Below are 22,729 nucleotides of genomic sequence, written 5' to 3' on the forward strand. Positions count from 1 at the left end.
CCCCGGACGCCGGCGCCCGGCCTCGTGGTCGGGATCAGAGCCGTCAGACGGCAGAAGCAGGAGCCCGTGGGACGGGTGTGGCTTCCTACGCGTGAGCAGGGCGCGCAGGGCATGCTGGGCGTGATGCGGGTCGACGAACACGGGCAGGGCCGGTTGGTTGGCTCCGTGGGGTACGGACGCGCGAGAGCACGGTTCACCGCTGCCCCCTGACCTGCACACCTTCGGACCGGGTGGGCCCGGGGCGATGGGCCCCGGGCCGGACGGCGCGGCTCCGTCAGATCGTGACGGTCGCGGTGCAGCGGCTCAGGTCGAACTCGGTCCAGTACTCACGGTCGGTCCGCCCGTTGAAGAGGTGCTCGTCCCACCAGTAGCCGCCCGTCTTCTTGCTGTTGGAGCTGCTGAGCGAGATCTCGTACGTCCCCGGCTCCAGGTCGGTGATCAGCACGTCCACCCGGAGGTGTCCGTTCGAGAAGGCCCCGCCGCCGAAGTCGGCGTACTTCAGGAAGTTCTTGTCCGACGGCTTCTTGATCCACAGCGTGCCGCCGCCGACCCGGACCGTCGAGAAGCGGGTGCCGCCGTCGCGGTACCACCACCAGCCCCAGTAGTACTCGGCCACCGCGTCCCAGGTGGCGATGACGGCCTTCCTGCCGTCCTTGAGGGTGGCCGGCGTCAGGGCGACGTCGTGGCGCAGGCGGCTCCAGGCACCCCTGCCGTGGTCGGTTACCGTCCCGCCGGTTACGGTCGCGCCCCGGCTGACCACGTCCGCGATGCTCGGCGGCGCCGGCGGGACCGGCGGGGCGGGCGGCACGTACCGGTCGATGCCCCGGTGGACGAGGAGGAGGGCCTGGCGGGCTCCCTCGGCCGGCCCCTCCTCGAAGCCGAGCAGGGCCGGGGTGTTGTTGGAGTCGTGGCCCTCCAGCACGACGGGCCGGGTCCAGCCGCCTTCCTCGGTCCACGTGCAGTGGCGCAGGGCGTCGCCCGCGTCGGTCCGCGCGGAGGGGTAGACGGCGTGCAGCTTGCCGTCGAAGGAGGCCAGTGCCGCGGTGCGGTACGAGAGGGCGGCGTCGATCCCCTTGCCCTCCTCGACCGGTACGGGTCCGGGCAGGGGCTTGCCGTCCGTCCAGGTCCTGCCGTCGAACACGGCGGGGAAGAGCAGCCCGAAGCCGTTGCGGACCAGGTGCAGCTTCCCGTCGTGGGCGGCCAGCGACAGGTTGGCCCGCATGCCGTCCTTGGACTCCTGCCACTCCCGACGCAGCCGCGCGGAGTCGACGCGAGGGGTTTGCGGTGCCTTCCCCTCCTCGTCCAGGACGTGGGTCCACCGCCCTTCAGCGTTCCGGACCAGGTGGACGAGCCGGTCCGCGTACAGGTCCACGTACACGAGGTGGACCTTGCCGTCGAGGACGGCCAGAGCCGGAGCGAGGGCGGAGCCGTGGTGGGTGATCTGCTTGGGGCGGCTCCAGCGGGGCCGGCCGTCCACCAGGCCGAGTTCGGTCTCGAACAGCTGCGGCTTGCCGTGGGTGTAGTACCCGCCGGTGCCGGTGAAGACCATGCGCAGGGTGCCGTCGTCGTTGACGAGGGTGGGGGTCTCGGCGCTCTCCACGCCGTGGATGTAGGCGTCGGGCGTCCACTTGCGCGCCCGCTCCAGCGCGTCGGCCGCGTCCTGGACCTCCTTCTGCCAGGCGGCCGCCTGCTCCTCGGTGGCCTCCTTGGGCAGCGGCTTGGCGGCGGCCTCGTCGAGCGCGGTCTCGTACGGCCGTATGGAGGCGGGTGTGAAGGAGGTCCACCGCACGGGCAGGACCTTCTCGCCGTCGCCTTCCTCCCGGGCGCCGCGGTGGACGCAGTGGATCGTGCCGTCGACCTCGGCGAGCACGGGGGCGGCGAAGCTCAGGTGGTCGGCGAAGGTCACGGCCGGGCTCCAGCCGCCGGCGGGCGTGTACAGGGCCCGCCAGAGGTTCTGGTCGTCTTCCTGGGGCTTGGCGGTGTCGGTCACGTCGGTCTCCTCGCGTCGGTCCCGGAACGGGCGGCGGACCCCGCCCGAACACGACGCACGGTACGCACGGGGTGACCGTCGGCTGCCGACGCTGTTGATCATTCGTCCGGAAACCCGCCCCGACGCGACCGGAAGACGATCTCCTGGCCCACGCCTCGAGCGCAGTGGGAGCCGTCCGGGGAATGGCGAGGACGGCCCCGGCGATCGTGAGGATCGCGCCCCACCGCCGGCAGGGGCGAGGCCGGACAGTCGGCGGACGGCGGGTCGCCGCGGGGCAGGACCCGGCCGGCGCCGCCAGGTGCGGGCGCGTGCGGAGCGTTTCGTCGAAGTCCTCGGCGCGGGCCGGCTGGACACGGGGTGCGTCGACCGGCTCGGTGGCGGCCCGGGTAGAGTTGCCGATGGCGAGGGCGGTCAATGGTGCACCACCACCGCCGTGTCGGGGCCGACGGTGCCCCCGGCGAAGATCCGATTCCCGCAGGAGAGAGCGTGCGCGAGCCCACGACGCCGATCGCCGCCGCCTGCCCGCCGTGACGCTTCGCCTCCTCCTGATGTGAGCCGTCCTCCCGCGCGTCGCGCGGCCCGGCTCCGTCCCGTTCTTCGACGTCCGGCCCGCCGCGCCGCGGGCCGTCCGCGGGGCGCCGACCCGGCCTCCCGCGTTCTCCCGCACGCCCCGACCTGCCCTGGGCAAGGTGTGCCCGAGCACGACAGGTACCCGCTTCCTTGTCCTCTCCCGTTGTGTCCCCGACCACGCGACCGCGCGGCCTGCGCCCGGACTGGCTGAACGACCCGAAGGTCTGGCGCACCGAGGTCCTGGCCGGCCTCGTCGTCGCGCTCGCGCTGATCCCCGAGGCGATCTCCTTCTCCATCATCGCCGGTGTCGACCCCGCGGTCGGCCTGTTCGCCTCGTTCACCATGGCCGTGGTCATCTCCGTCGTCGGCGGCCGGCGGGCGATGATCTCCGCAGCCACCGGCGCCGTCGCCCTGGTGATCGCGCCGCTCAACCGTGAGTGCGGTTTCGGCCACCTCGTCGCCGCGGTCATCCTGGCCGGCGTCATCCAGGTCGTGCTGGGCACCCTCGGTGTCGCCAGGCTGATGAGGTTCGTCCCGCGCTCGGTGATGGTCGGCTTCGTGAACTCCCTCGCCATCCTGATCTTCATGACCCAGGTGCCCGAGATGACCGCCGTCCCGTGGGCCGTGTACCCGCTGACCATCGGCGGTCTCGCGCTGATGGTGTTCTTCCCCAGGGTCACCACCGTGATCCCGGCGCCGCTGGTCTCCATCGTCATCCTGACCGTCATCACCGTCGCCGCCGCGATCGCCGTGCCCACCGTCGGCGACAAGGGCGACCTGCCGTCCTCCCTCCCCGTCCCGGGCCTGCCGGACGTGCCGTTCACGATGCACACCCTGACCACCATCGCCCCCTACGCCTTCGCGATGGCCCTGGTCGGCCTCATGGAATCCCTGATGACGGCCAAGCTGGTCGACGAGATCACCGACACCCACTCCTCCAAGACGCGCGAGTCGGTCGGCCAGGGCATCGCCAACATCGTCACCGGCTTCTTCGGCGGCATGGGCGGCTGCGCCATGATCGGCCAGACCATGATCAACGTGAAGGTCTCCGGCGCCCGAACCCGCCTGTCCACCTTCCTCGCGGGCGCGTTCCTGATGGTGCTGTGCATCGTCTTCGGCCCGGTCGTCTCCGAGATCCCCATGGCCGCCCTCGTCGCCGTCATGGTCATGGTGTCCTTCGCGACGTTCGACTGGCACTCCATCGCCCCCAAGACGTTGAAGCGCATGCCGGCCGGTGAGATCGCCGTCATGGTCATCACCGTGATCTGCGTGGTCGCCACCGACAACCTCGCCATCGGCGTCGTCGTCGGTTCCGTCACCGCGATGGTCATCTTCGCCAGGCGCGTCGCCCACCTCGCCGACGTCACCGCGGTCACCGACCTCGACGGCGGCACGGTGGTGTACTCCGTGACGGGCGCGCTGTTCTTCGCCTCCTCCAACGACCTCGTCGGCCGGTTCGACTACGCCGGCGACCCCGACCAGGTCGTCATCGACCTCTCCGCCGCACACATCTGGGACGCCTCCTCGGTCGCCACCCTGGACGCCATCGAGAACAGGTACGCCCAGCGCGGCAAGAGCGTGGAGATCATCGGCCTGAACGACCCCAGCGCCGAGCTCCACGGCAAGCTCAGCGGCGAACTCACCAGCCACTGACGCGACGGAGTACGGCTCTACGGCGCCTCGGGGGCGGTGGGCGCGTCGTCCCTGTCCCTGACCGCCACCGGGATCGGCCGACGGCCGTCGTGCGCGCGCCCGGGCCCTGACGCCCGGTCCCGCTCCGCGCCCGTCCGGGCGAGCACCCGGGCCGGCGCCCGCACCGCCTCCTCGGCGTCCTCGAGTTCCCCCGTGGTGGGCAACCGCGCGCCGAAGGCCTGCCCGCCCGGGGCCGGCAGCGCGCGCCAGTGCAGGACCGGGGTGAGCGCGCTGCTGCACCGGGCGAGGAACCAGGCCAGGTGCCCGTGGGTGCGGGCCGTGGTCACGGCCAGGGCCGCCAGGGCCTCGCGGAGCGCTTCGAGGCGGGTGATCCGCTCCAGGTGCCGTTGACGGTGTGCGGGGCCGACGGCCGCGTCCAGAGCGGTGGCCGTCCGCCGCGCCAGTGCCACGTCGGTGGGCGTGGGTTCCCACAGGTGCTGCCCCAGTTGGGCGCGCGCCTCTTCGACGACCCGTTCGATCTCGGCGAGGACCTCCACCGGGTCCGGCCGTGGCCTACCGAAGCCGCTACGCACGGTAAGCCGTCGCGACATCGGGCGCGATCGTGAACAGATCGCGGGTGCCGGTGAGCGTGAGCAGCTTCTCCAATTGCGCCGGCAGCGGGCCGGCCAGCACCAGGTGGTGACGGGCGCGCACGCCGAGCAGGGCGTTGAGGAGCATGGAGTCGGCGAAGGTGACCCCGGTGACGTCCAGGATCGTCCGCTCGACCATGACCGCGGCGAAGGCGTCGGTCAGGAGGTGGACGGTGTCCATGTCGAACTCGCCGCGCGCCCGCAGCAACACCGTGAACGGGGGTTCGTTGGGATCGGCGCATTCCACGCCCGCGATGGTGTCGATCTCCACGCTGGGCCTGCACCGCCCTGCCACCACAGTGGACACGTGGGTACGGGTGGGTCGGGTACTCATGGCTACCGCCCTGATCGGTCGGACACCCTCCCTCCCCCGGCAGTCGCGGGGAAGAAGTGCGCGGCCTTCGAAGGCCGTGCTATCGGAGAGGTCCGTACCCGAGGCACCCCCCTACGAGGAGGACACGGCGGCACGGGTATCGCCAACGGATACCTCCAACCTACCCCCGCGACGACGACGCCTCAGCCCTGCCAGGAGGCAGAACGTCGCTCACCGGCCGGCGGATTTCGTTTTCCGGCGGAACGGCGGATACCGGACAGCGCCGCACGGCGTGAGGCTCCCCCGGACCGCCCACCGGCGCGTGCGGTCAGCGGACGGTCTTGGCTCCGAAGCGACCGCCGAGCGCGAGGCCGCGCACGGTGTGGAACTGGGTGTCCATCTCCAGGCCGCGTGCGGCGGCGAGGGGGCCAGGTCGATGACCCCGCTTGGGGACCGCCTCGTCCTCAAGGCGCAGCGTGGAAGGCGTGTTCTTTACCCGGCTGCGGACAGGGCGCGCCGCGCCAGGGTGCGCAGGTGGTCGCGGACGTCCTCGTCGGCGTCCAGGGTGTAGTCGGCGTCGAGGCCGGCGAGGGTACGGGCGACACCGGAAAGGCTGTCGTCGGAGCAGTCCACGGCGCAGGAGCCGGGGCTCGACGGCCGAATGCGGGTGGCGAGGCCGCGGGTGCGGGCCCTCAGCGATTCGGCCGGCTCGTCGACGGTGGCGATGGCCCGGTGGCGGACGGGCGCGGAGGCGAGTTTCCCGGCGACGTAGGCGGCCGGGTCCGTGCCGGGCACGGGGCGGGGGGTGAAGCGGTGACGGGTCGGGGTGAGGGCGGTGATGCGGTCGAGGCGGTAGACGCGCCAGCCGTCGCGGCCGTGGTCGTGGGCCAGCAGGTACCAGAGGCCGCCTGAGGCGACCAAGTGGTGGGGGTCGACCCTGCGGTCGCCGCCCCTGCCGGCACGGGTCGTGTACGCGAAGGTGACGGTCTCCCGGTCACGGCAGGCGGCGGCCAGCACGGTCAGGACGGCCGCGTCGATACGCGGGCCCCGGCGCTCCCACTCGATGGTGGCGGTGGACTGCTGCAGGGCCGCGACCTGGGTGCGCAGACGGGCGGGCAGGACCTGTTCGAGTTTGGCCAGGGCGCGCAGCGTGGTCTCCTCCATGCCGGTGAGCTGTCCGGCGGCGGTGCGCAGCGCGACCGCGGTGGCCGTGGCCTCGTCGTCGTCCAGGATCAGCGGGGGCATCGCGGCGCCGGCTGCCAGGCGGTAGCCGCCCGCGTGACCGGTGGTGCCCTCGACCGGGTAGTCGAGGCCGCGGAGGCGGTCGATGTCACGGCGGACGGTGCGGGTGGTGACGCCGAGGCGTTCGGCCAGCTCGGCGCCGGACCACTCGCGTCGGGTCTGCAGCAGGGACAGCAGGCGCAGCATCCGGGCGGGAAGGTCGGTCGTCATGCCTTCAGGATGCTCCGCATCGCGGACGTGTGATGTCCTCAAAGGCGTCGGGGTGGCGGGCCGTCCCGAGACGGGCGCCCGTCCGAGGGGTCCGTACGCACGACTCGTGTCGCGGCCCGAACCCGCGCGGGCGGGCCGCGGGGCCGCGCGGCCGCGAGCATCGGTTCCCGTGCGCCGGGGCCGGGCACTCGCCGGTGGCACCTCGGGCTCCGCGCCGGGCCTACGTCAACGCGTCCGCCAGGGCGCCGGCGGTCTCGGGCGCCACCACGGCCAGGCCGAAGAGCGTCGTGAACACGCCGATGCGGTACGACAGCGCGAACATCTCGCCCATGCATCCCTGCCGCACCATCAACGCGGCCGACCCGCACAACGCCAGGATCAGACACACCAGGATCCACCGAGCCACGAACGCCCCACGCTCTCTACGACAGGTCGCCCCGCCACCCCACCGATCGAGCACAGCGGCCTTCGGCCCGACCGGCACCGAGCCGACCTGCCCACCACTCGCCCACTCGCCCCACCCTGCCGGCCACATCCACCCATCTCACGGGAGCGGCGACGGATTCACCCCCAGGAGCGTTCCGATTCGATGGGGAGAAGATCATTCGTTGACGCGGACGTTGCCGAGCTTCGGGGAGCGGAACCCGGCGCGGCTACGGGGGTGTGAGGGGAACGAAGCGGTCCGGCAGGCCACGGGAGCGGCGGTGTTCGAGGCAGGCTTCTCGCCAGCGTCCGTGACCGCCGTTGGCCAGGGACCTCGGGTCACTCGCTCTGGTGGTCGCGGCGTAGTGCGCGTAGCGGAGGCGCGCGGTGGTGAGGCTGTCGGGTCCGTTGGGACCGCCCCGCACCTCGTCGGCGTCGGCGTCGTCCTGGCCGTCGTCCTCCCATCCGCATTCGTGGCAGATCTCCCACTGGACGCGGTCTGCCAGGGTCGGGAGCCCGCAGCAGGGGCAGGCGTACGGGCCTTCGCCGGCCGGGGACGACTCGTACGACTCGCGGAATGTGCTCACGCCCCGAGTGTCACATTCCCCGCCGGTACGGGTGTGCGCGAGGGTCCCTGTCGGTCGCCGCCCGGGACGTCTCGTGGAAGGGCCCCGGGACGGGGGGCGTCCCGGGGCCAGGAGTCGCCGTCACCGCAAGGGGGGAGCGGTCGTGCATGACGCGACGTCTGGATAAACGATTCATCACCGGGTTGGTCACGGGCGCCGCCGGGCGGGCCCGCCGGACTCGGCGGGCCCTCGGTGGTGCGGTCAGGCGGCGGCGAGGCTGATCTGGTCGTTGAAGACCGCCCAGCGCTGGCCGGGGGCGGCGGAGTCGCAGGGCTTGGTCGACAGGTTGGGGGTTCCCCAGGCGTTGGCGAAGCAGTAGGCCGGTGCGTAGGTGAGGGAGATCTGCTGACCCGAGACGTTCCAGTACTGGCCCTGGTCCTTCGGGTCGCACGGCTTCACCGAGACGTTCGGCGTGTTCCAGGTGTTGGCGAGGCAGTACGCCGGCGCGTTGCGCAGGGAGATCTGGTGGCCCGAGACAGTCCAGTGCTGGCCGCGGTCGGCGGCGTCACACGGCCGCGTGGCGATGTCGGGGGTGTTCCACGCGTTGGCCAGGCAGTAGATGCCGGGAGCGCGCAGGGACGGCGCAAGGGTGCCGGTGGCTTCCGCGCCGGCGGCCGGGAGGAGGGCGGCGGTCAGGGCCAGTACGGCGGCGGCGAGCGTCTTGCGGGCGGCGATTGCCATGGAGGGGAATCCGTTCTTGCCGTGGATGTCGGGATGCGCGGGGCAACACGAGGCAACAGCAGAACCCGCCTACTGGTTCACATTTCCCCTACCGAGACTGAACGGAGCAATCCATACCCTGTAGGGACGAGCAACGTGAACGTGAAATACCTGGCCATGGCCACCGCGGTCGCCGCGATGACACCGATGGCCCTCGGGGCCGCACCCTCGGAGGCCGCCGAACGAACCGGCACCCAGGCCACCGTGACGGACCGTGATCCGGCGACCGACACCGAACCCTCCGCCGAACGGCCCGAGCCCACCGCGTCCGCCCATCCCCCGGCGGAAGGAACTCCGTCGGCCGAGCATCCGCCGGTCGACCCCACACCGCCCGCCCCCACGCCGGTCGACCCCAACCCCACGCCGGTCGACCCCACGCTGCCCGCCGCCACACCCACCCCGTCGCCGAAGAAGGGGGAGAAGAAGGAGAGCCGATCCGCCGAAGTGCCCGTTCTGGGGGTGACCGGTGTGCCGGGCTCCTTCGAGGCGGGCGGGGACTGGGGGGAGTTCGCCATCACCGTGGACCACTCCCAGGGCAGCGAGGCGGAGCGGTACAGCATCGTCCTGGCGTTCGGGTCATACGAGAAGGTGCCGACCAAGGACGTCTCCGTCCAGGCGTTCCTGCAAGGAGCCTGACACGACCTGTCGTTTCTCCCCATGGAGGGCCAGCCCATCACGCCCGTCGCGCAGGACCTGGAGATCCCGACGGGCGTGCTCACCATCCCCGTCCGCGCGCGGTTCAGCGCACAGGCCCCGCTCACGGACATCTTCTTCACCATCGGCGGCAGCAGCGTGCCGCACGAGGACGTGAAGTCCGTCAGCGTCTCGGCCCTGTCGAAGATCGTCGCTCCGTCCGAGAACGGCGAGGACCCCGAACCCGCCCCGGGCGAGGAACCCGGAAACGGCCAGGAACCCGGCCCCGGCGAAGAGCCCGGCAACGGGAACGGGGAACGCCCCGGCCAGGGCGAAACCCCCGGCGCCGGTCAGGGCTCCGGTCCCGGCGACACGTCTCCCCCGAACGGGCAGGGCACGGGCGGCGGGGCCGTCGCCCCCGTGGACACCCCGGGCGACGCCGGCGGCCGCTTGGCCGAAACCGGAGCCGACGGTCGCGGCGCGACCCGATTGCTCGGGATCGCCGGCCTGGTGGCAGCCGCGGGCGGCGGACTGATCATCGGGACCGGTAAGCGCCGCCGCCCCCGGCGCACCGCCGGCTGAACCGGGGTCGGTCACCCGGGACCGTGGGGACCTCGGGGCGCCGAGGTCCCCACGGTCCGGGGATACCGGGATCGTCGCGGACCGCCTTGAGGCCGGTGCGGGCGCCCGGTCGGCACCGCACCCGCGGTGGACGCCAGGCGCGGACCCGGCGGGAACAGCGGGCCGCGCGACTACGACCGACGCGTCGGAAATATTTGACGCGTCGGATTTTTCCGACGCATACTGTCGTCATGCCTACGGATGTGTTCGGCGTGCTGGCCAATCCGGTGCGCCGCAGACTGCTCGAAAGCCTGCGTGAAGGGCCACGCTCCACCGGCGAGCTCGCCGGGATGTTCGAACTCGGCAGACCCGCTGTCTCCGAGCATCTGGCGGTGCTCCGCACCGCCGGGCTGGTGCGGGAGGAACCCCGCGGCCGGCACCGCTACTACCACCTCGAACCGGCACGGCTGGCCGAGGTGAGCGAGTGGCTCCATCCGTTCGAGCACTACTGGAACCAGCGCCTCCAGGCGCTGTCCGATCTCCTGGACGAGGACAACGGAACATGACCACCCAGAACGACACCATCACCTGCGAGAAGTTCCTCCCCCACCCCCCTGCGGCGGTGTGGAGGGCACTGACCGACCCCGAGATCCACGCCCGCTGGTGGGCCGCCGGCGACATCAAGCCCGTCGTCGGACACCGGTTCAGCTTCGACATGGGCAACAACTTCGGCCTGCAGCCGTGTGAGGTCACCGAGGTGGACGATGAGCGGCTGCTGGCCTACCGGTTCGCCGAGGGCACCCTCGACACCACCATCACCTGGACCCTCCACCCCGTAGGCGACGGCACCCGTCTCGTCCTGACCCACGCGGGCTTCGACCTCGATTCCCCGATGGGGCGCCAGGCGCTGGCGGGCATGGGCAAGGGCTGGCCCCACGTCCTGGACAACCTCGCCAGGACCCTCGACGGGGCCGTCTGACCCTCACCGCCTGCACGCGACGCCCGCAGCGCTACGCGGCACGCTCCCAGGTGAAACCGTCCGGGTCGGTGAAGGCGTCGGCGGTGGCCCCGAGGGCGATGCGGTGCGAGCCGGCCCCGGCCTCGGGGACGCCGAGGTCCTTGGCCAGGGCGCGGCGCTTGTAGAGGGCCAGCTTGACGGAGCCGGCGGCGCCGGGAGCGAACTCGGTGTACTTGCCGCCGAAGCTCTTGGCCACGGTCATGCCCCGGTCGACGTAGAACTGCCGGGTGGCCTTCACGGCCTCGACGCCGAGCAGCAGCACGACCTCGTCGACCGCGCGGGTGTCGGGGCCGGTGTCCTTCCTCGCCGAGGTGGCGATCTTCCAGATCGTGCCGTCGGGCGCCTGGACGACGCCGCCGTAGCCCCACAGCGACTTCGCGGCGGGCTTGAGCACGGTGGCGCCCGCGTCGACCGCGGCGCGGAAGAAGCCGTCGACGGTGGCCGGCCCGGACACCGTGAGCCCCAGGGTGAAGCCGCGGAATCCGGTGGAGGGCGCTTCGGACGCCCGCAGGCGTACGTACGCGTCCACGCCGAAGGCGCTGTAGAAGCGGCGGGCGGACTCGGGGTCGGCCACCTCCAGGGTGACGGACGCGAGGGACAGGTGGGCTGCGGTGGAAGCGGTGATTGCCATGCCTTCACGCTAGGGGCCGGGCCTCGACGGGCGCTTCTCGATTCCTGACCGGTCTCGGACCGCCGAGCGAAGGGGGGTACCGGTCACCGGTCGCGCCCGGCTGGGCGATCATGCCGCGTAGGGACGTGGACGAGCGCGAGGGTGACGGCCCGGTGGCCGGGTGACGCCCGAGGCCGGACGCGGCCGGGCGCCGGCGCGGGCGCGGGCGCGGTCGGGGCCGATGACCTGACGGCACGAAGGGCTTGCCGCCGGCGGTGTTAGCGTGCGGGGATGCGCGCACCCCTGGGAGTCTTCGACCGCTTCGACAACGCCGTCCCCGCCTCCACCAGCCTCGGCCGGCTCCCCCGACCCGTGGCCGAGGCGATCGGCGGCTGGTCGTCCGGAGCCGTGCGGGTGGAGGAGTTCCTGTACGTGGACACCGACCCGGCGATCGCCGACACCGCAGCCTTCGTCGCCCACTACGGGCGGGATCTGCTCAACGCGTCGGCGAACTGCGTGGTGGTCGCCGCGAAGCGGGGCGGCGAGACCACCCTCGCCGCGTGCCTGGTCCCCTCGAACGGCAGGGTCGACGTGAACGGTGCCGTACGCCGCCGACTGGGCGCGCGGAAGGTGTCGTTCGCGCCGATGGAGACGGCCGTCGGGGCGACGGGCATGGAGTACGGGGGCATCACCGCGCTGGGGCTTCCCCCGACCTGGCCCCTGTTGGTGGACGCGGCCGTCGTCGAGCTGCCGTACGTCCTCGTCGGCAGCGGCCGGCGGCGCGGCAAACTCATCGTGCCGGGCGCGGCGTTCGCACGGCTCCCGTCGGCCGAGGTGGTCCAGGACCTCGCGCTCGTCACCCCCTGACACCGGCCGCGCGGGGGCCCGGGGCGCGGGGTCCCGTCGGTCGTCAGCCGTGGCGGGACCGTCCCGGTTCGGCCGTCAGTGGCAGGCCGGGGCCGCGCTCGCCGCGTCGGCGGACGGCGGCCGGTGGCCGTGCTGTTCGTAGAGCCGGTCAGCGAGGAGGGCGTGCGCGAGGGTGCCACCCGCGCGGACGGAAGCCGTCACGAACGCCGTCTCGGCGAGTTCCTCGGCCGTGACGCCGTGCCGACGGGCGGCCGCGGTGTGGACGTCGAGGCAGTACGCGCACTGCGTGACGAGGGCCACCGCCACGGAGATCAGCTCGCGGTAGCGGCGCGGCACCACGCCGTCCTCGCGGTCGACCGCGTTCTGGAAGGCGAGCCAGGCCGCGAACTCGGGCGCGGCGGCGGCGCCCACGGAACGGGCACGGTGGAGGTCGTCGGGGTGGGCGTACATGGGTGCTCCTCGCGGAAATCGATCGGGATCGAAGGGTGGTGGTGGGGTGCGCGTGCGGACGTGCCCCCGGCCGGGTGCGCCGCCGTGGTTCGGCGGACGGCTCCACCTCACCTCGCACCCCTGTTCCGTGTCCAAGACCGGCTTCGAAGGGGCGGTGCCGATGTCGGTATCGTGGCCGGTCATGGACCTGAGGGCGTTGCGCTGTTTCGTCGCGGTGGCCGAGGAGGGCCACTTCGGCCGTGCCGCCGTACGGCTCCACCTCGCCCAGCCGCCCCTCAGCCGCAGGATCCGGGACCTGGAGGCGGACCTGGGGTGCCGGCTGTTCGACCGGATCCCGACCGGTGCGCGCCTGACCGCGGCCGGGCAGGTGCTGCTCCCGGAGGCGCGTGACCTGCTGGCGCGGGCCGAGCGGGCCCGCGAGCGGGTGCGGGCCGCGGAGTCCGCGCGCGAGGTCGTGCTGGGTACCGTCGCCGGAGCGGGTCTGGACGCGGGCCACGACGCCCTCGCCGTACTGCGCCGCACGCGTCCCGGGCTGCGGGTACGGCTTCACGAGGCGCCCCTCACCGATCCGACGGGCGGCTTGCGCGAGCGTCGGGTCGACCTGGCGCTGACCCGGCTCCCCTTCGACACCGCCGGTCTGGCCGTCCGCGCGCTCGCGGTGGAGCCCCTGGTGGCGGCGCTGCCGGCGGACGACCCGCTCGCCGCGCGTCCGCGACTGCGCCTGGCGGACCTCGCGGGTCGGCCGCGGTTTCGCCTCCCCGCCGGAACGGACGCGCGGTGGCGGGCGTACTGGCTCGCGGCCGACGAGGACGTCCCCGGCCCGGTGGTGACGTCCGTCGAGGAATGCCTGCACGCGGTGGTGTGGGACGGGGTGGCCGGGCTCCTGCCGGCCGGAGCCGCGCGCCGGCACGCCCGCCCGGGCATCGCCTTCGTCCCGGTCGACGGCCACCCACCGAGCCGTGTGGTGCTGGCGCGTCGCGAGGACGCCCCCGACCCGCTCGTGGACGCGGTGGCGGACGCCCTGGTGGATGCCCTGGCGGACGCCCACGCCGCACGGACGGCGCCGGCGGCCGATCGGCGTGCGGCGCCGGAGGACTTCGGGGGCACCGCCCGCGCCGTGCATGCGTGAGAGGCAGTTCCCGGCGCGCCGGGTCACCGTAGGAGCCGCCGGCGCTACGCTGCACGGGTGACGTCACCCTTCCGCCCCGGCCGTGTGCGCCGCCTCGTCCTGGCCGTGGCCGTGGCCGGGTGCGCCGCGATGGCCTTCGGGGTCTGGACCTACCGGGAGCGGGCGCCCCAGGGCGATTTCGCCGCGGACCCGCCTCCCTGTTCGCTCGTGTCGCCGGCGACGTCGGCCCGGCTGCGGACCGGGTCCCCGGAAGGGATCGAGACGAGGCCGTACTGCGACTGGGCGGCTCCCGGCCGCGAGGCGCGGCCCGTCCTGCGGGTGGGGGTCAGCCGGCAGGACGAGGCGCGGGCGCGGGCCGACTTCCGGCGGGAGAAGCAGTGGGCGGAGGGGAAGACCGGCCCCATGGCCACGGAGCTCTCGGACTTCGGCGACGAGGCCTTCACCCGGATCCGGTACCTCAGCGGGAACCGGGTGATCGGGGAGGCGTGGTTCCGCCGGAGCAACGTGATCGTCTCCGTCCGTTTCGAACCGGTCGACGGTGACATCGACCGGGCCGTCGCGGGAGCCTACGAGGTCGCGGCGGAGGCGGCGGTCAGGCTCGGCCCGGGCGACTGACACGGGCCGGGCGGGCCCGGCAGTACCGGCGCGTGCGGGTCCGCGCTGGGACGCGTACGGCTTCCGTCCGCCTCAGTAGAGGCCACCGGATGCGTGACGTGCGGCGGGCCTCATCCCTCACGGACGCTCCGGAACGGATCCATCGTGTCGGGGCCGTGAGAGTCGCGCGGTGCACCGGTCAGGGGATCGGGACCGCACACGAGGGCGCGGATGAGACGCAGGAGGCGGGGCATATGCGAGCCGAGGCGGCGGGGAACGCTCCCGCCGTCGCACTGTCCCCCGCGCATGTACAAAGGAGGCTGCCATGCACAGCACCACGCCGGAACCGGAACTTCCCGCGCGGGTCCCCGAAAAGCCTGATGCCGTCACCCCCGATCTGCCGCCCTTGGATCCGGGTGCCCCCGACCTCCCGCGCGCCGGGGCCGAGAGCCCCGGAGACGGTGCTCCCGAGACGCATGGGAACGAGGAGGGGGAGCGCCCCGATGCCGGCCCCGGCAACACCGCGCCCCAAGAGCCGACCGACTGAAGACGACGGCCACCCGATCGAGACCGAAGGGAGGCGGAGGGCTGTGGGTGAAAAGAGCCAGGACAGCCGCCCGGAGCTGCTCCCCGACGAGGGAGCGATGGTGGACGAACACGGTCGCCGGCCGGGAGCCGCATCCAGAACCGGGTCGGGCGGTGGCCCGTCCGCGGACCCGGAACGTGTGGACCGAGCCCGCGCGCGCAGCACGCGTGGAAGGAAGCCCGAGGACGGATCCGCCTGAGCCGCCGCATGGACGACGGCGCGGCGGGATGTGGGGACGGTTGACGGTGACGACGCGCGCAGGTACCGGCAGCGGCCCGCCGTCGCCGCCTTCCGGAAGCGGCGAGCGGCGCCGGTGTCGGTATCGGTGTCGGTGTCGGTGCCGGTCAGGGAGTGGTCGAGCCGCCGAGGTGGTGCTCCAGCCAGTCCGCGGCGGCCCGCCGGTAGAGCCTCCTGTTGTCGGCCCGGAGGAACTCGTGTCCCTCGTCGCGCAGCGTCAGCATGCGCGCCGGTACACCGCGCTCGCGTGCGGCGCGGATGAACCGCTCCGATTCGGTCGGTGGCACGTTGGTGTCGTGTTCGCCGTGGACGGCCAGTACGGGGGCACGTAGTTGATCTATGCGGCTCATGGGCGAGAGGGCACGCAGCAGTTCCCGATCGTGTTCGGGGTGGCCGTACTTGGCCATCGCGGACCGGGCGATCCACGGTTCCGTGCCGGCGAAGAACGTCGCGAAGTCGGACATCCCGCAGACGGCGACCCCGGCGCGGAAGAGGTCCGGGTGCCGGACGAGTGAGGCCATGGTGAGGTAGCCGCCGTAGGAGCGGCCCATCACGCCCAGCCGTACGGGGTCGACGTAGCCGAGGGCGACGACGTGGGCGGCACAGTCGGCGACGTCGTCGATCGCGGCGAAGCGGCCGGCGCCGAGGTCGGCGTCCACGAAGGACCTCCCCCAGCCGGAGGAGCCCCGTACATCGGGGGCGAAGACGTCGAGGCCCCGGCCGAGGAGCTCGTGGTAGAGCGGGTTGAACACCGGCCGTTCCTGTTCTTCGGGGCCCCCGTGGAGGTGGATGACGCACGGGGCGGGTCGTCCTGGATCCCGACCGGGCGCCCGGTAGTACCAGCCCCCCAGCCGCAGCCCATCCCGTGCGCGACAGCGCAGGGGCACGGGGCGTACGGGGGGACGCCCGGGGGGCACCGCGTCCTCGTCGCGGGCGGACCAGCCGGATCGTACGGGGGCCAGGCCCGGGCCGAGTTCCCAGATGCCGGGCCTGCGCCGAGAGCCGGCCAGGGCGGCGAAGAGCCCGCCGCGTTCCAGGGGCGCGAGACGGGTCACCACCTCGTGCGGCAGGACCGCTCGGTGTCGCGGTCCGACGGGGCGGTCCTCGTGGCCGGGTGGAAGGCGCACGCTCTCCAGTTCGGTGGCCCCGTGGACGTTCCATGCGAGCAGGGCCCACCTGCCGTGGTCGGGCACGCTCAGCAGGTCGAGGTCGGATCCTTCCCGTTCGACCGTGACGGACGGGCCCCGGCCGGCGCCGTCCTCGTCCAACCGGACCCTCAACAGCGCCGCGAACTCGCTGGAGTCGTCGCTGCGCAGCCACACGCCACGTGCGTCGGCGCAGAAGCGTCCGATCCAGGGGTCGCCGTCGGCGACGTGGAGGCAGAAGGTGGGGCGACCCGAGGCGGTGTCGAGTACGAGGGCCTCACGCCGGCCTCTTGGGCCCCGTCGCAGGAGCGCGAAGCGGCCGTCGGGGGTCGTGTCGCACACGCGGAGGGACGCCGCTCCCGCTTCCGCGTACAGCAGGACGGGGGCGTGCGCCCCGTCCGGGTCGACCAGGTAGGCAGCCAGTGCGCTGTCCTCCGCGTACCCGGAAGACGGCGTTCGGTGCGGCGGCGCGAAGGAGGGGGTCGCCGGCACGGCGCCGAGCAGCGTCGCAGCGCCGCCCCGCTCGGACCAGGCCGTGCCGGGGGTCCACCCCCCGGCCCCCGGCGCACCGTCGCGGTCGCACGTGAGGTGTCCGGCTCCGGTGTGCCGCGCGCCGGACACGGACGGCTGGGCGACTGTCACGGCGAGGGCGGAGCCGTCGCGGGTCCAGCACCCCAGGTGGGCGGAGCTTCCCGGCTCGGCTCCGGCGAGGACCTGACGTCCGGTCCCGTCCGGGCGGACCACCAGGACTCGGGTGTGTTCGCCTCCGCCCGGCGCGGAGGTATAGGCGATCCAGCGCCCGTCGGGGGACCAGGAGACCTCGGTCACCGGATCGGGGTCGCGGTCCAGGACGTGGGCCTCGGACCCCCGGGCGGCTCCGCTCCACAGTTGGGGTACGCCGGCCCGGTCACAGATGAAGACGACGTGCTCACCGGTGGGATCGGCCGACGGGTACCAGCACCCGTGGGCGGTGAGCACGGTGGTCGGGTCGGGGCCCGTGTGGTCGGTCAGCCGCGCCGGCGCGGGAGCGGCGACCGGAGCGGGAACGGCGACCGGCGCGGGGCCGGCCCGGGTCTGCGCTTCGGTGGGGCCCAGCCCCCGAGTCGCTTCGGTTCCGGCCGCGGCGGCGGGTGCGTGATCCACTCTGTTGGTCCGCTCCAGGGGCATGGCCACCTCTCCCAGACTTCCGTGTCCGAGCGGTTCGCACCACTCGGTTCCCTCACCTCATCGGATGGCGTGCGCCTGGAGCCAGATCTCCAACGACGCCACCTGCCACAGGGTGTTGGCACCGCGTCGGGCGCGGTGCCGGTTGGGTTCAGCGAGCAGCCGGTCCACGACTCGCGCGTCGAAGATGCCGCGCCGACGGGCCTCGGGGCTCGTCAGGGCCTCCCGTACTCGGGCCAGCACCGGCCGGGCCATGTGGCGCACCGCCGGGACCGGGAAGTAGCCCTTGGGGCGGTCGACGACCTCCCGTGGCAGCACGGCGCGTCCGACGTCCTTCAGCACGCCCTTGCCCTCCTTCGCCAGCTTCAACCCCGGCGGGCACGCTGCCGCCAGCTCCACGAGGTCCTGGTCCAGGAACGGCACCCTGGCTTCCAGTCCCCAGGCCATCGTCATGTTGTCGACCCGCTTGACCGGGTCGTCCGGCATGAGGGCGTGGACGTCCATGCGCAGGGCGGCGTCCAGGGCGGATTCGGCGCCGGCGGTGGCCATGTGGTGGCGGACGAAGTCCATTGACGTGTCGCGGCCGACGGCGAAGTCCGGATGGAGCATGGCCGTGAGGTCGTCGTGCGTCCGGTCGAAGTACGCGTGGGCGTAGGCGTCGTCCGCTTTGGCCCGGGTGGCGCGGGCGATCCCCGGGTACCAGCCGTACCCGGCGAACACCTCGTCCGCTCCCTGTCCGCACAGGACGACCTTGACCTCCTTCGAGACCTGCTCCGCGAGCATGTGGAACGCCACGGCGTCGTGGCTGACCATGGGCTCGCTCATGGCAGTGATCGCCGCCTCCAGGGCGGTGGGCAGGCGGTCGGACGGGATGAGGAACCGGTGGTGGTCGGTGGAGAACCGGCGGGCCACGAGGTCCGAGTACGCGAACTCGTCGCCGTCCTCACCGTTCTCCGCCTCGAATCCCATGGCGTAGGTGGGGACGCCCTCGTGCCCCTCCTCGGCGAGCATCGCCACCATGAGGCTGGAGTCCAGGCCGCCGGAGAGGAGTACGCCCACGGGCACGTCCGCGACCGTGCGGCGCCGTACCGCCGTGCGCAGTGCGTCGTGTACGGCTTCCCGCCACAGCACGGGGTCGTTCCCGAGCTCGGAGCGCCGGGTGTAGGGAGGCTGCCAGTAACAGTGGTCGCGGCAACTGCCGTCGGGCTCGACGATCCGGACGGTGGCGGGCGCGATTTTGCGTACGCCGTTGAGCACCGTGCGGGGTGCGACGACGGTGCCGTGCCAGCTGAGGTACTGGTGGAGGGCAACGGGGTCGATGGACGTGTCGACTCCGCCGCCCGCCAGGAGGGCCGGCAGCGTGGAGGCGAAGCGGAGGCGGTCTGCGTCCTCGGTGACGTAGAGGGGCTTGATGCCCAGTCGGTCACGGGCCAGGACCAGGCGGCCCGTGTGGTGCTCGACGACGGCGAAGGCGAACATGCCGACGAGGTGCCGGACGCAGTCGGGCCCCCACTGCGCGTACGCCTTGGCGACGACCTCGGTGTCGGAGTCGGAGAAGAAGCGGTGACCGAGGCCTTCGAGGAGGGTGCGCAGCTCACGGTGGTTGTAGACGCAGCCGTTGAAGACCAGGGTCAAGCCGAGCGCCGCGTCGACCATGGGCTGGGCGCCCCACTCGGACAGGTCGATGATCCGAAGGCGCCGGTGCCCCAGGGCCGTCGCCGCCTGCGACCAGATCCCCCTGCCGTCGGGGCCCCGCGGCTCCATCGCATCCGTCATGCGTTCGACGGCTGCGACATCGGGGCGCCCACCGTCGAACCGCACCTCTCCGCTCAGGCCGCACACGGGCTGCCACCTGCCCGTACCCCGGCGTTTCGGGACGTCACCGAGATCCCTCTCGTCTCGGCGGACCCGGTCGTGTACACCATGCTTCTGCACTCCTGTGCCGGTACGGCCGGCACGGTCGAGCCGGTACGGACGGGCGATCGATATGTTCCGCACCTGCCCGCACCTGCGCCTTTCAAGCCGAGGTCGATTTCTCGACGCGTGGGCGGCAGGCCGGACGGGGGTCGGCGGGGCACACTGGGGGGACAACGGACTGCCGGGAGGTCGGATGAGCTGGGCGTCATGGACCACACGTCAGGTGTTCGCGGGCCGCGACGGCGTGCGGACGGGCGGGGGCGGCCCCGCACTCACTGGTGCGCTCGACATCCACACCACGTGGATCGAGGCCGAGGGGTTGGCGCAGGTCGCCGTGCAGTACAGCGGGGCGTCCGAGTGGCTGCCCCTCGCCGGTAGCCCGGTTCCCTGCGCCGACGAGGCGGCGAGCCGCGACCTCCACGAGGAGGTCATCCGCTCCGTGAACGACGGGTCCTCCCTGCCCCTGGGTGATCCCCCTCCCTGAACGCCTTCGCGTGGCGGCGCGGGTCCGGCTCGGTGCGCGGCTCAGCCGACGGAGGTGTCCGCATCGGGGCCGGCGTCCTGTTCGAGCTGTCCCTGGGTGATGACCTGGAGTTCGTTCGTCCGCTCGTTGCGGATCCGATAGACCGCGTGCGGACCCGGGTCCCGTACCTCCTCGATCCGGCCGCGGTGCAGCTCATCGCGGCCGTCCCGGTAGGTGACCAGGTCGTTGGCGCCGAGTGTCATGTTCCCTCCCGTTGGCACGGGTGGCCGGTGGAAGAAGGCGGTGCGTCGGGCCCGTCGGCCGACGCGCGTCGTCGCGGCCGGCGTCTGCCCGCCGTAGCCGGCTCCACACCCGCCGCGGCCCGGGCTGGAGAGGACGCCTGAGCTCCCGACCGCGGGGAACGCGCCGCCGCCACCGCGACGTGCACGCCGTCGAGGCGGTCCGATGGCGCGACGGAAGCCGTTCTCGATGGTGCGCCCCGGGACGGCCGCCTGACCGGGTGGGGCTCGTCGGCTGCCGAGCAATGAGCCCTCCGCGTGCGCGCCGTGCGGCGTGTGGGCGGTGCGCGCCCGTCAGACGAGACGATCCGCGCTCCCCGAGTGAGTGGCTCCTGAGGGGGCAGTTGCCGGGGGCGGCCGTTGTTGCTCGGCCCCCCTCACAGCCCACTCCCATCCCGCGGAGGTGCACCGTGGCCGATACGGCGTTGACTCGGGAAACGCTGCCCGAAGGACTGATCGCCCTGCCGGGTGTCTACCGACCACAAGGCGACACCCGCCTGGTGGCCGAGGCTCTCAGCCGGGAACCTTTCGGGCCCGGGGCCGCCGTGTTGGAAATCGGTACGGGGACCGGCGCGCTGGCCCTCCAGGCCGCGCGTCGGGGCGCCGAAGTCACGGCGGTCGACGTCTCGTGGATGGCCGTGGCCACCGCGCGCCTGAACGCCCTGCGGCGGCGGCTGCCCCTGCGCGTGGTCCATGGGGACTTCGCGTCGGCCGTGAAGGGCCGGCGGTTCGACCTGGTGATGTCCAATCCGCCCTACGTGCCGGCGCCGGCAGCGGAGGTTCCCGTACGGGGGCCCCAGCGGGCGTGGGACGCGGGCCACGACGGGCGCGCGATCATCGACCGGATCTGTGTGAGCGCCCCCGCGCTGCTGCGGCCGGACGGAGTCCTGCTCATGGTGCATTCCGGCCTGTGCGGAGTCGGGGCGACCCTCGACCGGCTCGCCCGGGCGGGGCTGTTCGCCGAGGTCACCACGCGGGCGTTCGTGCCGTGGGGGCCGGTCCTTCGGTCGCGGCGGGCCTGGCTGAGGCAGAGGGGCCTGACGGGTGAATCCGACGAGCTGGAGGAGCTGGTGGTCATCCGTGCCCAGTACCTCTGACAACGGCGGTCGCCGGCCCGCCACAGGCCGCAATCCGGCGCGCACCGTGGCGCTCGCCCCGGGCCCGCGGGGGCCGGTGCTGGTGGAGGTCCCCGCCGAGATCGTGCTCGACAACGGGACCCGGTGCCGATCGGACCGCTTCGCGGTCGCCGTCCGCACCTGCCGCCGCAGCCGGAGCAACCCCTGGTACGACACCGGCCACCGAGCCCTCGCACGCACCTCGCCCACGCCCACGCCCCAGGACGGAACCCCCTCATGACCGCTGCCTCCACGAGCACCCTCACGACGGCCGGAGCCCCCCGCCTGGTCGAAGGGCGCGGGCAACTCTCCCGCGTCGTGGTCGAGGCCCTGCGCACGGGTGAGGCGCCCGCGTGCGCGTCCCCGTCGGTCCACCGGGCCGACCCGTGGGGTGAGGACCTGCACCTGGCGCTGTACCTCCTCTACGAGTTGCACTACCGGGGCTTCCACGGCGTCGGCGAGGACCGCGAGTGGGACCCCGATCTGTTGCGTCTGCGCCAGGCACTGGAGGAGCGCTTCCTCGGGACGCTGCGCGCCGCCACCGCCGACGCGCCCCGCTCGGTGAACGAAGCCTTCGCACCCCTCCTCGTCGAGCCCGTGGACCTCTCCGGCAGCCTCAGCCACCACCTGGCGGAGGAAGGGGAGCTGTGGCAGCTCCGGGAGTACGCCGCGATGCGCTCCCTGTACCACCTGAAGGAAGCCGACCCGCACGCCTGGGTCATCCCGCGCCTCACCGGCCGCGCGAAGGCCGCCATGGTCGCCATCGAGTACGACGAGTTCGGCGCCGGTCAGGCCGAGGACATGCACGCGCGGCTGTTCGCGGACCTCATGGTGGACCTCGGCCTCGACCCCGCCTACGGTCGCTACCTCGACCGGGCCCCGGCGCCCGTCCTCGCCTCCGTGAACCTGATGTCGCTGTTCGGACTCCACAGGGCCCTCCGAGGGGCGCTCGTCGGGCATTTCGCGTGCGTCGAGGTCACCTCCTCCCCCGGCTCCAGGCGGCTCGCCAAGGCGATGCGACGCTGCGGGGCGGGGGCCGCCGCCGAGCGCTTCTACGCCGAACACGTGGAAGCCGACGCCGTGCACGAGCAGGTGGTGCGTCGCGAGGTCATCGGCGGACTCCTCGCCGACGAACCGGGCCTGGAGGCCGACATCGCCTTCGGCTGCGCGGCGACGGTGCTGGTGGAAGACCGTCTCGCCGGGCACGTTTCCGCGGCCTGGGCCGCCGGCGGCAGTGCGATGCTCACCCCGCTCGACGACCGACGGTCCAGGTGCACGGATGTGGAGGAGCGGCCGTGAATCGACGTCAGGTGAACAACCTCCACCTGATCCGCGGCATGCTCGGCCGGTCCGGCTCGGGGGCGCAACAGATGAACGGTCAGCCCGCGGCGGAGAACACCCGCGAGGGCGGGCGTCCGTGCGCCCACACGGTTCTGAGCCAGGAGAAGCTCAGCGGCCCGAGCGCCACCCAGTGGCCGTGTACCGAGCGGGCCCCGAGGGCACGAACGGCCAGGTAACCACCGACAGGAAATCGGAACGGTTCGAACCCGCGCCAAAATGGGTCG

The 22,729-nt window shown here is 73.0% G+C and carries 25 protein-coding genes; 13 read left to right on the forward strand and 12 right to left on the reverse strand.

Annotation, left to right across the window (positions count from 1 at the left end; genetic code table 11):
- Positions 1 to 274: 274 nt before the first annotated feature.
- Complete coding sequence (locus ACZ6ZI_RS22200; RefSeq protein ID WP_469523530.1) at positions 275 to 1,990, reverse strand: hypothetical protein; 1,716 nt, start codon at positions 1,988 to 1,990, stop codon at positions 275 to 277.
- A gap of 735 nt (positions 1,991 to 2,725) precedes the next feature.
- Between ACZ6ZI_RS22200 and ACZ6ZI_RS22205 the strand changes: the two genes are divergently transcribed.
- Positions 2,726 to 4,213 (forward strand): SulP family inorganic anion transporter, encoded by a 1,488-nt coding sequence (locus tag ACZ6ZI_RS22205; RefSeq protein ID WP_469523531.1) that lies wholly within the window; start codon positions 2,726 to 2,728, stop codon positions 4,211 to 4,213.
- 17 nt (positions 4,214 to 4,230) lie between these two features.
- On the opposite strand, the gene ACZ6ZI_RS22210 is transcribed toward ACZ6ZI_RS22205, so the two are convergent.
- From ACZ6ZI_RS22210 to ACZ6ZI_RS22235, 6 genes are all read right to left on the reverse strand, one after another.
- On the reverse strand, positions 4,231 to 4,803 hold the full coding sequence (locus ACZ6ZI_RS22210; RefSeq protein WP_469523532.1) for a hypothetical protein: 573 nt from the start codon (positions 4,801 to 4,803) through the stop codon (positions 4,231 to 4,233).
- Entirely contained in the window at positions 4,778 to 5,176 is a 399-nt protein-coding gene (locus ACZ6ZI_RS22215; RefSeq protein ID WP_469523533.1) for an STAS domain-containing protein, read from the reverse strand. The genes ACZ6ZI_RS22210 and ACZ6ZI_RS22215 overlap by 26 nt, the downstream gene beginning before the upstream one ends.
- A gap of 471 nt (positions 5,177 to 5,647) precedes the next feature.
- A complete protein-coding gene (locus tag ACZ6ZI_RS22220) occupies positions 5,648 to 6,607 on the reverse strand; it encodes a helix-turn-helix transcriptional regulator (protein WP_469523535.1) in 960 nt (319 codons plus the stop codon).
- 220 nt (positions 6,608 to 6,827) lie between these two features.
- Entirely contained in the window at positions 6,828 to 7,013 is a 186-nt protein-coding gene (locus ACZ6ZI_RS22225) for a hypothetical protein (RefSeq protein WP_469523537.1), read from the reverse strand.
- 247 nt (positions 7,014 to 7,260) lie between these two features.
- Positions 7,261 to 7,617: a CPCC family cysteine-rich protein gene (locus ACZ6ZI_RS22230; RefSeq protein WP_469523539.1), complete on the reverse strand. Its 357-nt coding sequence runs from the start codon at positions 7,615 to 7,617 to the stop codon at positions 7,261 to 7,263.
- Positions 7,618 to 7,857: 240 nt separating this feature from the next.
- The gene (locus ACZ6ZI_RS22235) at positions 7,858 to 8,337 is read right to left on the reverse strand and encodes a ricin-type beta-trefoil lectin domain protein (protein ID WP_469523541.1); all 480 of its coding nucleotides are present in this window, start codon (positions 8,335 to 8,337) and stop codon (positions 7,858 to 7,860) included.
- A gap of 135 nt (positions 8,338 to 8,472) precedes the next feature.
- Between ACZ6ZI_RS22235 and ACZ6ZI_RS22240 the strand changes: the two genes are divergently transcribed.
- The 4 genes from ACZ6ZI_RS22240 (at position 8,473) to ACZ6ZI_RS22255 (ending at position 10,549) form a co-directional block, all read left to right on the forward strand.
- Positions 8,473 to 9,012, forward strand: a complete 540-nt coding sequence (locus tag ACZ6ZI_RS22240) for a hypothetical protein (protein ID WP_469523543.1) — start codon at positions 8,473 to 8,475, stop codon at positions 9,010 to 9,012.
- A gap of 21 nt (positions 9,013 to 9,033) precedes the next feature.
- The gene (locus tag ACZ6ZI_RS22245; protein WP_469523544.1) at positions 9,034 to 9,591 is read left to right on the forward strand and encodes a hypothetical protein; all 558 of its coding nucleotides are present in this window, start codon (positions 9,034 to 9,036) and stop codon (positions 9,589 to 9,591) included.
- 230 nt (positions 9,592 to 9,821) lie between these two features.
- Positions 9,822 to 10,136, forward strand: coding sequence for an ArsR/SmtB family transcription factor (locus ACZ6ZI_RS22250; RefSeq protein ID WP_469523546.1), 315 nt, complete (start codon positions 9,822 to 9,824; stop codon positions 10,134 to 10,136).
- Positions 10,133 to 10,549: an SRPBCC family protein gene (locus tag ACZ6ZI_RS22255; protein WP_469523547.1), complete on the forward strand. Its 417-nt coding sequence runs from the start codon at positions 10,133 to 10,135 to the stop codon at positions 10,547 to 10,549. The genes ACZ6ZI_RS22250 and ACZ6ZI_RS22255 overlap by 4 nt, the downstream gene beginning before the upstream one ends.
- A 31-nt stretch (positions 10,550 to 10,580) precedes the next feature.
- Here ACZ6ZI_RS22255 and ACZ6ZI_RS22260 read toward each other — a convergent pair whose 3' ends face one another.
- Entirely contained in the window at positions 10,581 to 11,219 is a 639-nt protein-coding gene (locus ACZ6ZI_RS22260; protein ID WP_469523548.1) for a glyoxalase, read from the reverse strand.
- Positions 11,220 to 11,489: 270 nt separating this feature from the next.
- Here ACZ6ZI_RS22260 and ACZ6ZI_RS22265 point away from each other — a divergent pair, with 270 nt between their 5' ends.
- Entirely contained in the window at positions 11,490 to 12,065 is a 576-nt protein-coding gene (locus ACZ6ZI_RS22265) for a YbaK/EbsC family protein (RefSeq protein WP_469523549.1), read from the forward strand.
- A gap of 75 nt (positions 12,066 to 12,140) precedes the next feature.
- Here the strand turns inward: ACZ6ZI_RS22265 and ACZ6ZI_RS22270 are convergent, their stop codons facing one another.
- On the reverse strand, positions 12,141 to 12,515 hold the full coding sequence (locus ACZ6ZI_RS22270) for a carboxymuconolactone decarboxylase family protein (protein WP_469523550.1): 375 nt from the start codon (positions 12,513 to 12,515) through the stop codon (positions 12,141 to 12,143).
- 160 nt (positions 12,516 to 12,675) lie between these two features.
- Here ACZ6ZI_RS22270 and ACZ6ZI_RS22275 point away from each other — a divergent pair, with 160 nt between their 5' ends.
- Both ACZ6ZI_RS22275 and ACZ6ZI_RS22280 read left to right on the forward strand, forming a co-directional pair.
- Positions 12,676 to 13,644 (forward strand): LysR family transcriptional regulator, encoded by a 969-nt coding sequence (locus tag ACZ6ZI_RS22275; RefSeq protein ID WP_469523551.1) that lies wholly within the window; start codon positions 12,676 to 12,678, stop codon positions 13,642 to 13,644.
- Positions 13,645 to 13,701: 57 nt separating this feature from the next.
- Positions 13,702 to 14,259: a hypothetical protein gene (locus ACZ6ZI_RS22280; RefSeq protein ID WP_469523552.1), complete on the forward strand. Its 558-nt coding sequence runs from the start codon at positions 13,702 to 13,704 to the stop codon at positions 14,257 to 14,259.
- A gap of 909 nt (positions 14,260 to 15,168) precedes the next feature.
- Here the strand turns inward: ACZ6ZI_RS22280 and ACZ6ZI_RS22285 are convergent.
- Both ACZ6ZI_RS22285 and ACZ6ZI_RS22290 read right to left on the reverse strand, forming a co-directional pair.
- On the reverse strand, positions 15,169 to 17,373 hold the full coding sequence (locus ACZ6ZI_RS22285; protein ID WP_469524004.1) for a S9 family peptidase: 2,205 nt from the start codon (positions 17,371 to 17,373) through the stop codon (positions 15,169 to 15,171).
- Positions 17,374 to 17,430: 57 nt separating this feature from the next.
- Positions 17,431 to 19,212: an N-acetylglutaminylglutamine amidotransferase gene (locus tag ACZ6ZI_RS22290; RefSeq protein WP_469523554.1), complete on the reverse strand. Its 1,782-nt coding sequence runs from the start codon at positions 19,210 to 19,212 to the stop codon at positions 17,431 to 17,433.
- Positions 19,213 to 19,480: 268 nt separating this feature from the next.
- Here ACZ6ZI_RS22290 and ACZ6ZI_RS22295 point away from each other — a divergent pair, with 268 nt between their 5' ends.
- Positions 19,481 to 19,771: a hypothetical protein gene (locus ACZ6ZI_RS22295; protein WP_469523555.1), complete on the forward strand. Its 291-nt coding sequence runs from the start codon at positions 19,481 to 19,483 to the stop codon at positions 19,769 to 19,771.
- Positions 19,772 to 19,812: 41 nt separating this feature from the next.
- Here the strand turns inward: ACZ6ZI_RS22295 and ACZ6ZI_RS22300 are convergent, their stop codons facing one another.
- On the reverse strand, positions 19,813 to 20,013 hold the full coding sequence (locus ACZ6ZI_RS22300; RefSeq protein ID WP_469523557.1) for a hypothetical protein: 201 nt from the start codon (positions 20,011 to 20,013) through the stop codon (positions 19,813 to 19,815).
- A 461-nt stretch (positions 20,014 to 20,474) separates the two neighbouring features.
- Between ACZ6ZI_RS22300 and ACZ6ZI_RS22305 the strand changes: the two genes are divergently transcribed.
- The 4 genes from ACZ6ZI_RS22305 to ACZ6ZI_RS22320 are packed head-to-tail and all read left to right on the forward strand — an operon-like array spanning position 20,475 to position 22,681.
- Positions 20,475 to 21,146, forward strand: a complete 672-nt coding sequence (locus tag ACZ6ZI_RS22305) for a HemK2/MTQ2 family protein methyltransferase (protein WP_469523559.1) — start codon at positions 20,475 to 20,477, stop codon at positions 21,144 to 21,146.
- On the forward strand, positions 21,130 to 21,405 hold the full coding sequence (locus tag ACZ6ZI_RS22310; RefSeq protein WP_469523561.1) for a CDGSH iron-sulfur domain-containing protein: 276 nt from the start codon (positions 21,130 to 21,132) through the stop codon (positions 21,403 to 21,405). The genes ACZ6ZI_RS22305 and ACZ6ZI_RS22310 overlap by 17 nt, the downstream gene beginning before the upstream one ends.
- Positions 21,402 to 22,463 (forward strand): iron-containing redox enzyme family protein, encoded by a 1,062-nt coding sequence (locus tag ACZ6ZI_RS22315; protein WP_469523562.1) that lies wholly within the window; start codon positions 21,402 to 21,404, stop codon positions 22,461 to 22,463. The genes ACZ6ZI_RS22310 and ACZ6ZI_RS22315 overlap by 4 nt, the downstream gene beginning before the upstream one ends.
- Complete coding sequence (locus ACZ6ZI_RS22320) at positions 22,460 to 22,681, forward strand: hypothetical protein (RefSeq protein WP_469524016.1); 222 nt, start codon at positions 22,460 to 22,462, stop codon at positions 22,679 to 22,681. The genes ACZ6ZI_RS22315 and ACZ6ZI_RS22320 overlap by 4 nt, the downstream gene beginning before the upstream one ends.
- The last annotated feature ends 48 nt before the right edge of the window (positions 22,682 to 22,729 follow it).

It is taken from the genome of Streptomyces sp. NPDC103540, assembly GCF_055584445.1.

What these genes read in the sequence shown, in the direction of transcription:
- ACZ6ZI_RS22210 (WP_469523532.1), bottom strand. Translation starts at nt 4,803, where the DNA reads ATGTCGCGACGGCTTACCGTGCGTAGCGGCTTCGGTAGGCCACGGCCG.
- ACZ6ZI_RS22215 (WP_469523533.1), bottom strand. Translation starts at nt 5,176, where the DNA reads ATGAGTACCCGACCCACCCGTACCCACGTGTCCACTGTGGTGGCAGGG.
- ACZ6ZI_RS22220 (WP_469523535.1), bottom strand. Translation starts at nt 6,607, where the DNA reads ATGACGACCGACCTTCCCGCCCGGATGCTGCGCCTGCTGTCCCTGCTG.
- ACZ6ZI_RS22235 (WP_469523541.1), bottom strand. Translation starts at nt 8,337, where the DNA reads ATGGCAATCGCCGCCCGCAAGACGCTCGCCGCCGCCGTACTGGCCCTG.
- ACZ6ZI_RS22245 (WP_469523544.1), top strand. Translation starts at nt 9,034, where the DNA reads ATGGAGGGCCAGCCCATCACGCCCGTCGCGCAGGACCTGGAGATCCCG.
- ACZ6ZI_RS22250 (WP_469523546.1), top strand. Translation starts at nt 9,822, where the DNA reads ATGCCTACGGATGTGTTCGGCGTGCTGGCCAATCCGGTGCGCCGCAGA.
- ACZ6ZI_RS22255 (WP_469523547.1), top strand. Translation starts at nt 10,133, where the DNA reads ATGACCACCCAGAACGACACCATCACCTGCGAGAAGTTCCTCCCCCAC.
- ACZ6ZI_RS22260 (WP_469523548.1), bottom strand. Translation starts at nt 11,219, where the DNA reads ATGGCAATCACCGCTTCCACCGCAGCCCACCTGTCCCTCGCGTCCGTC.
- ACZ6ZI_RS22265 (WP_469523549.1), top strand. Translation starts at nt 11,490, where the DNA reads ATGCGCGCACCCCTGGGAGTCTTCGACCGCTTCGACAACGCCGTCCCC.
- ACZ6ZI_RS22270 (WP_469523550.1), bottom strand. Translation starts at nt 12,515, where the DNA reads ATGTACGCCCACCCCGACGACCTCCACCGTGCCCGTTCCGTGGGCGCC.
- ACZ6ZI_RS22275 (WP_469523551.1), top strand. Translation starts at nt 12,676, where the DNA reads ATGTCGGTATCGTGGCCGGTCATGGACCTGAGGGCGTTGCGCTGTTTC.
- ACZ6ZI_RS22285 (WP_469524004.1), bottom strand. Translation starts at nt 17,373, where the DNA reads ATGCCCCTGGAGCGGACCAACAGAGTGGATCACGCACCCGCCGCCGCG.
- ACZ6ZI_RS22295 (WP_469523555.1), top strand. Translation starts at nt 19,481, where the DNA reads ATGAGCTGGGCGTCATGGACCACACGTCAGGTGTTCGCGGGCCGCGAC.
- ACZ6ZI_RS22300 (WP_469523557.1), bottom strand. Translation starts at nt 20,013, where the DNA reads ATGACACTCGGCGCCAACGACCTGGTCACCTACCGGGACGGCCGCGAT.
- ACZ6ZI_RS22315 (WP_469523562.1), top strand. Translation starts at nt 21,402, where the DNA reads ATGACCGCTGCCTCCACGAGCACCCTCACGACGGCCGGAGCCCCCCGC.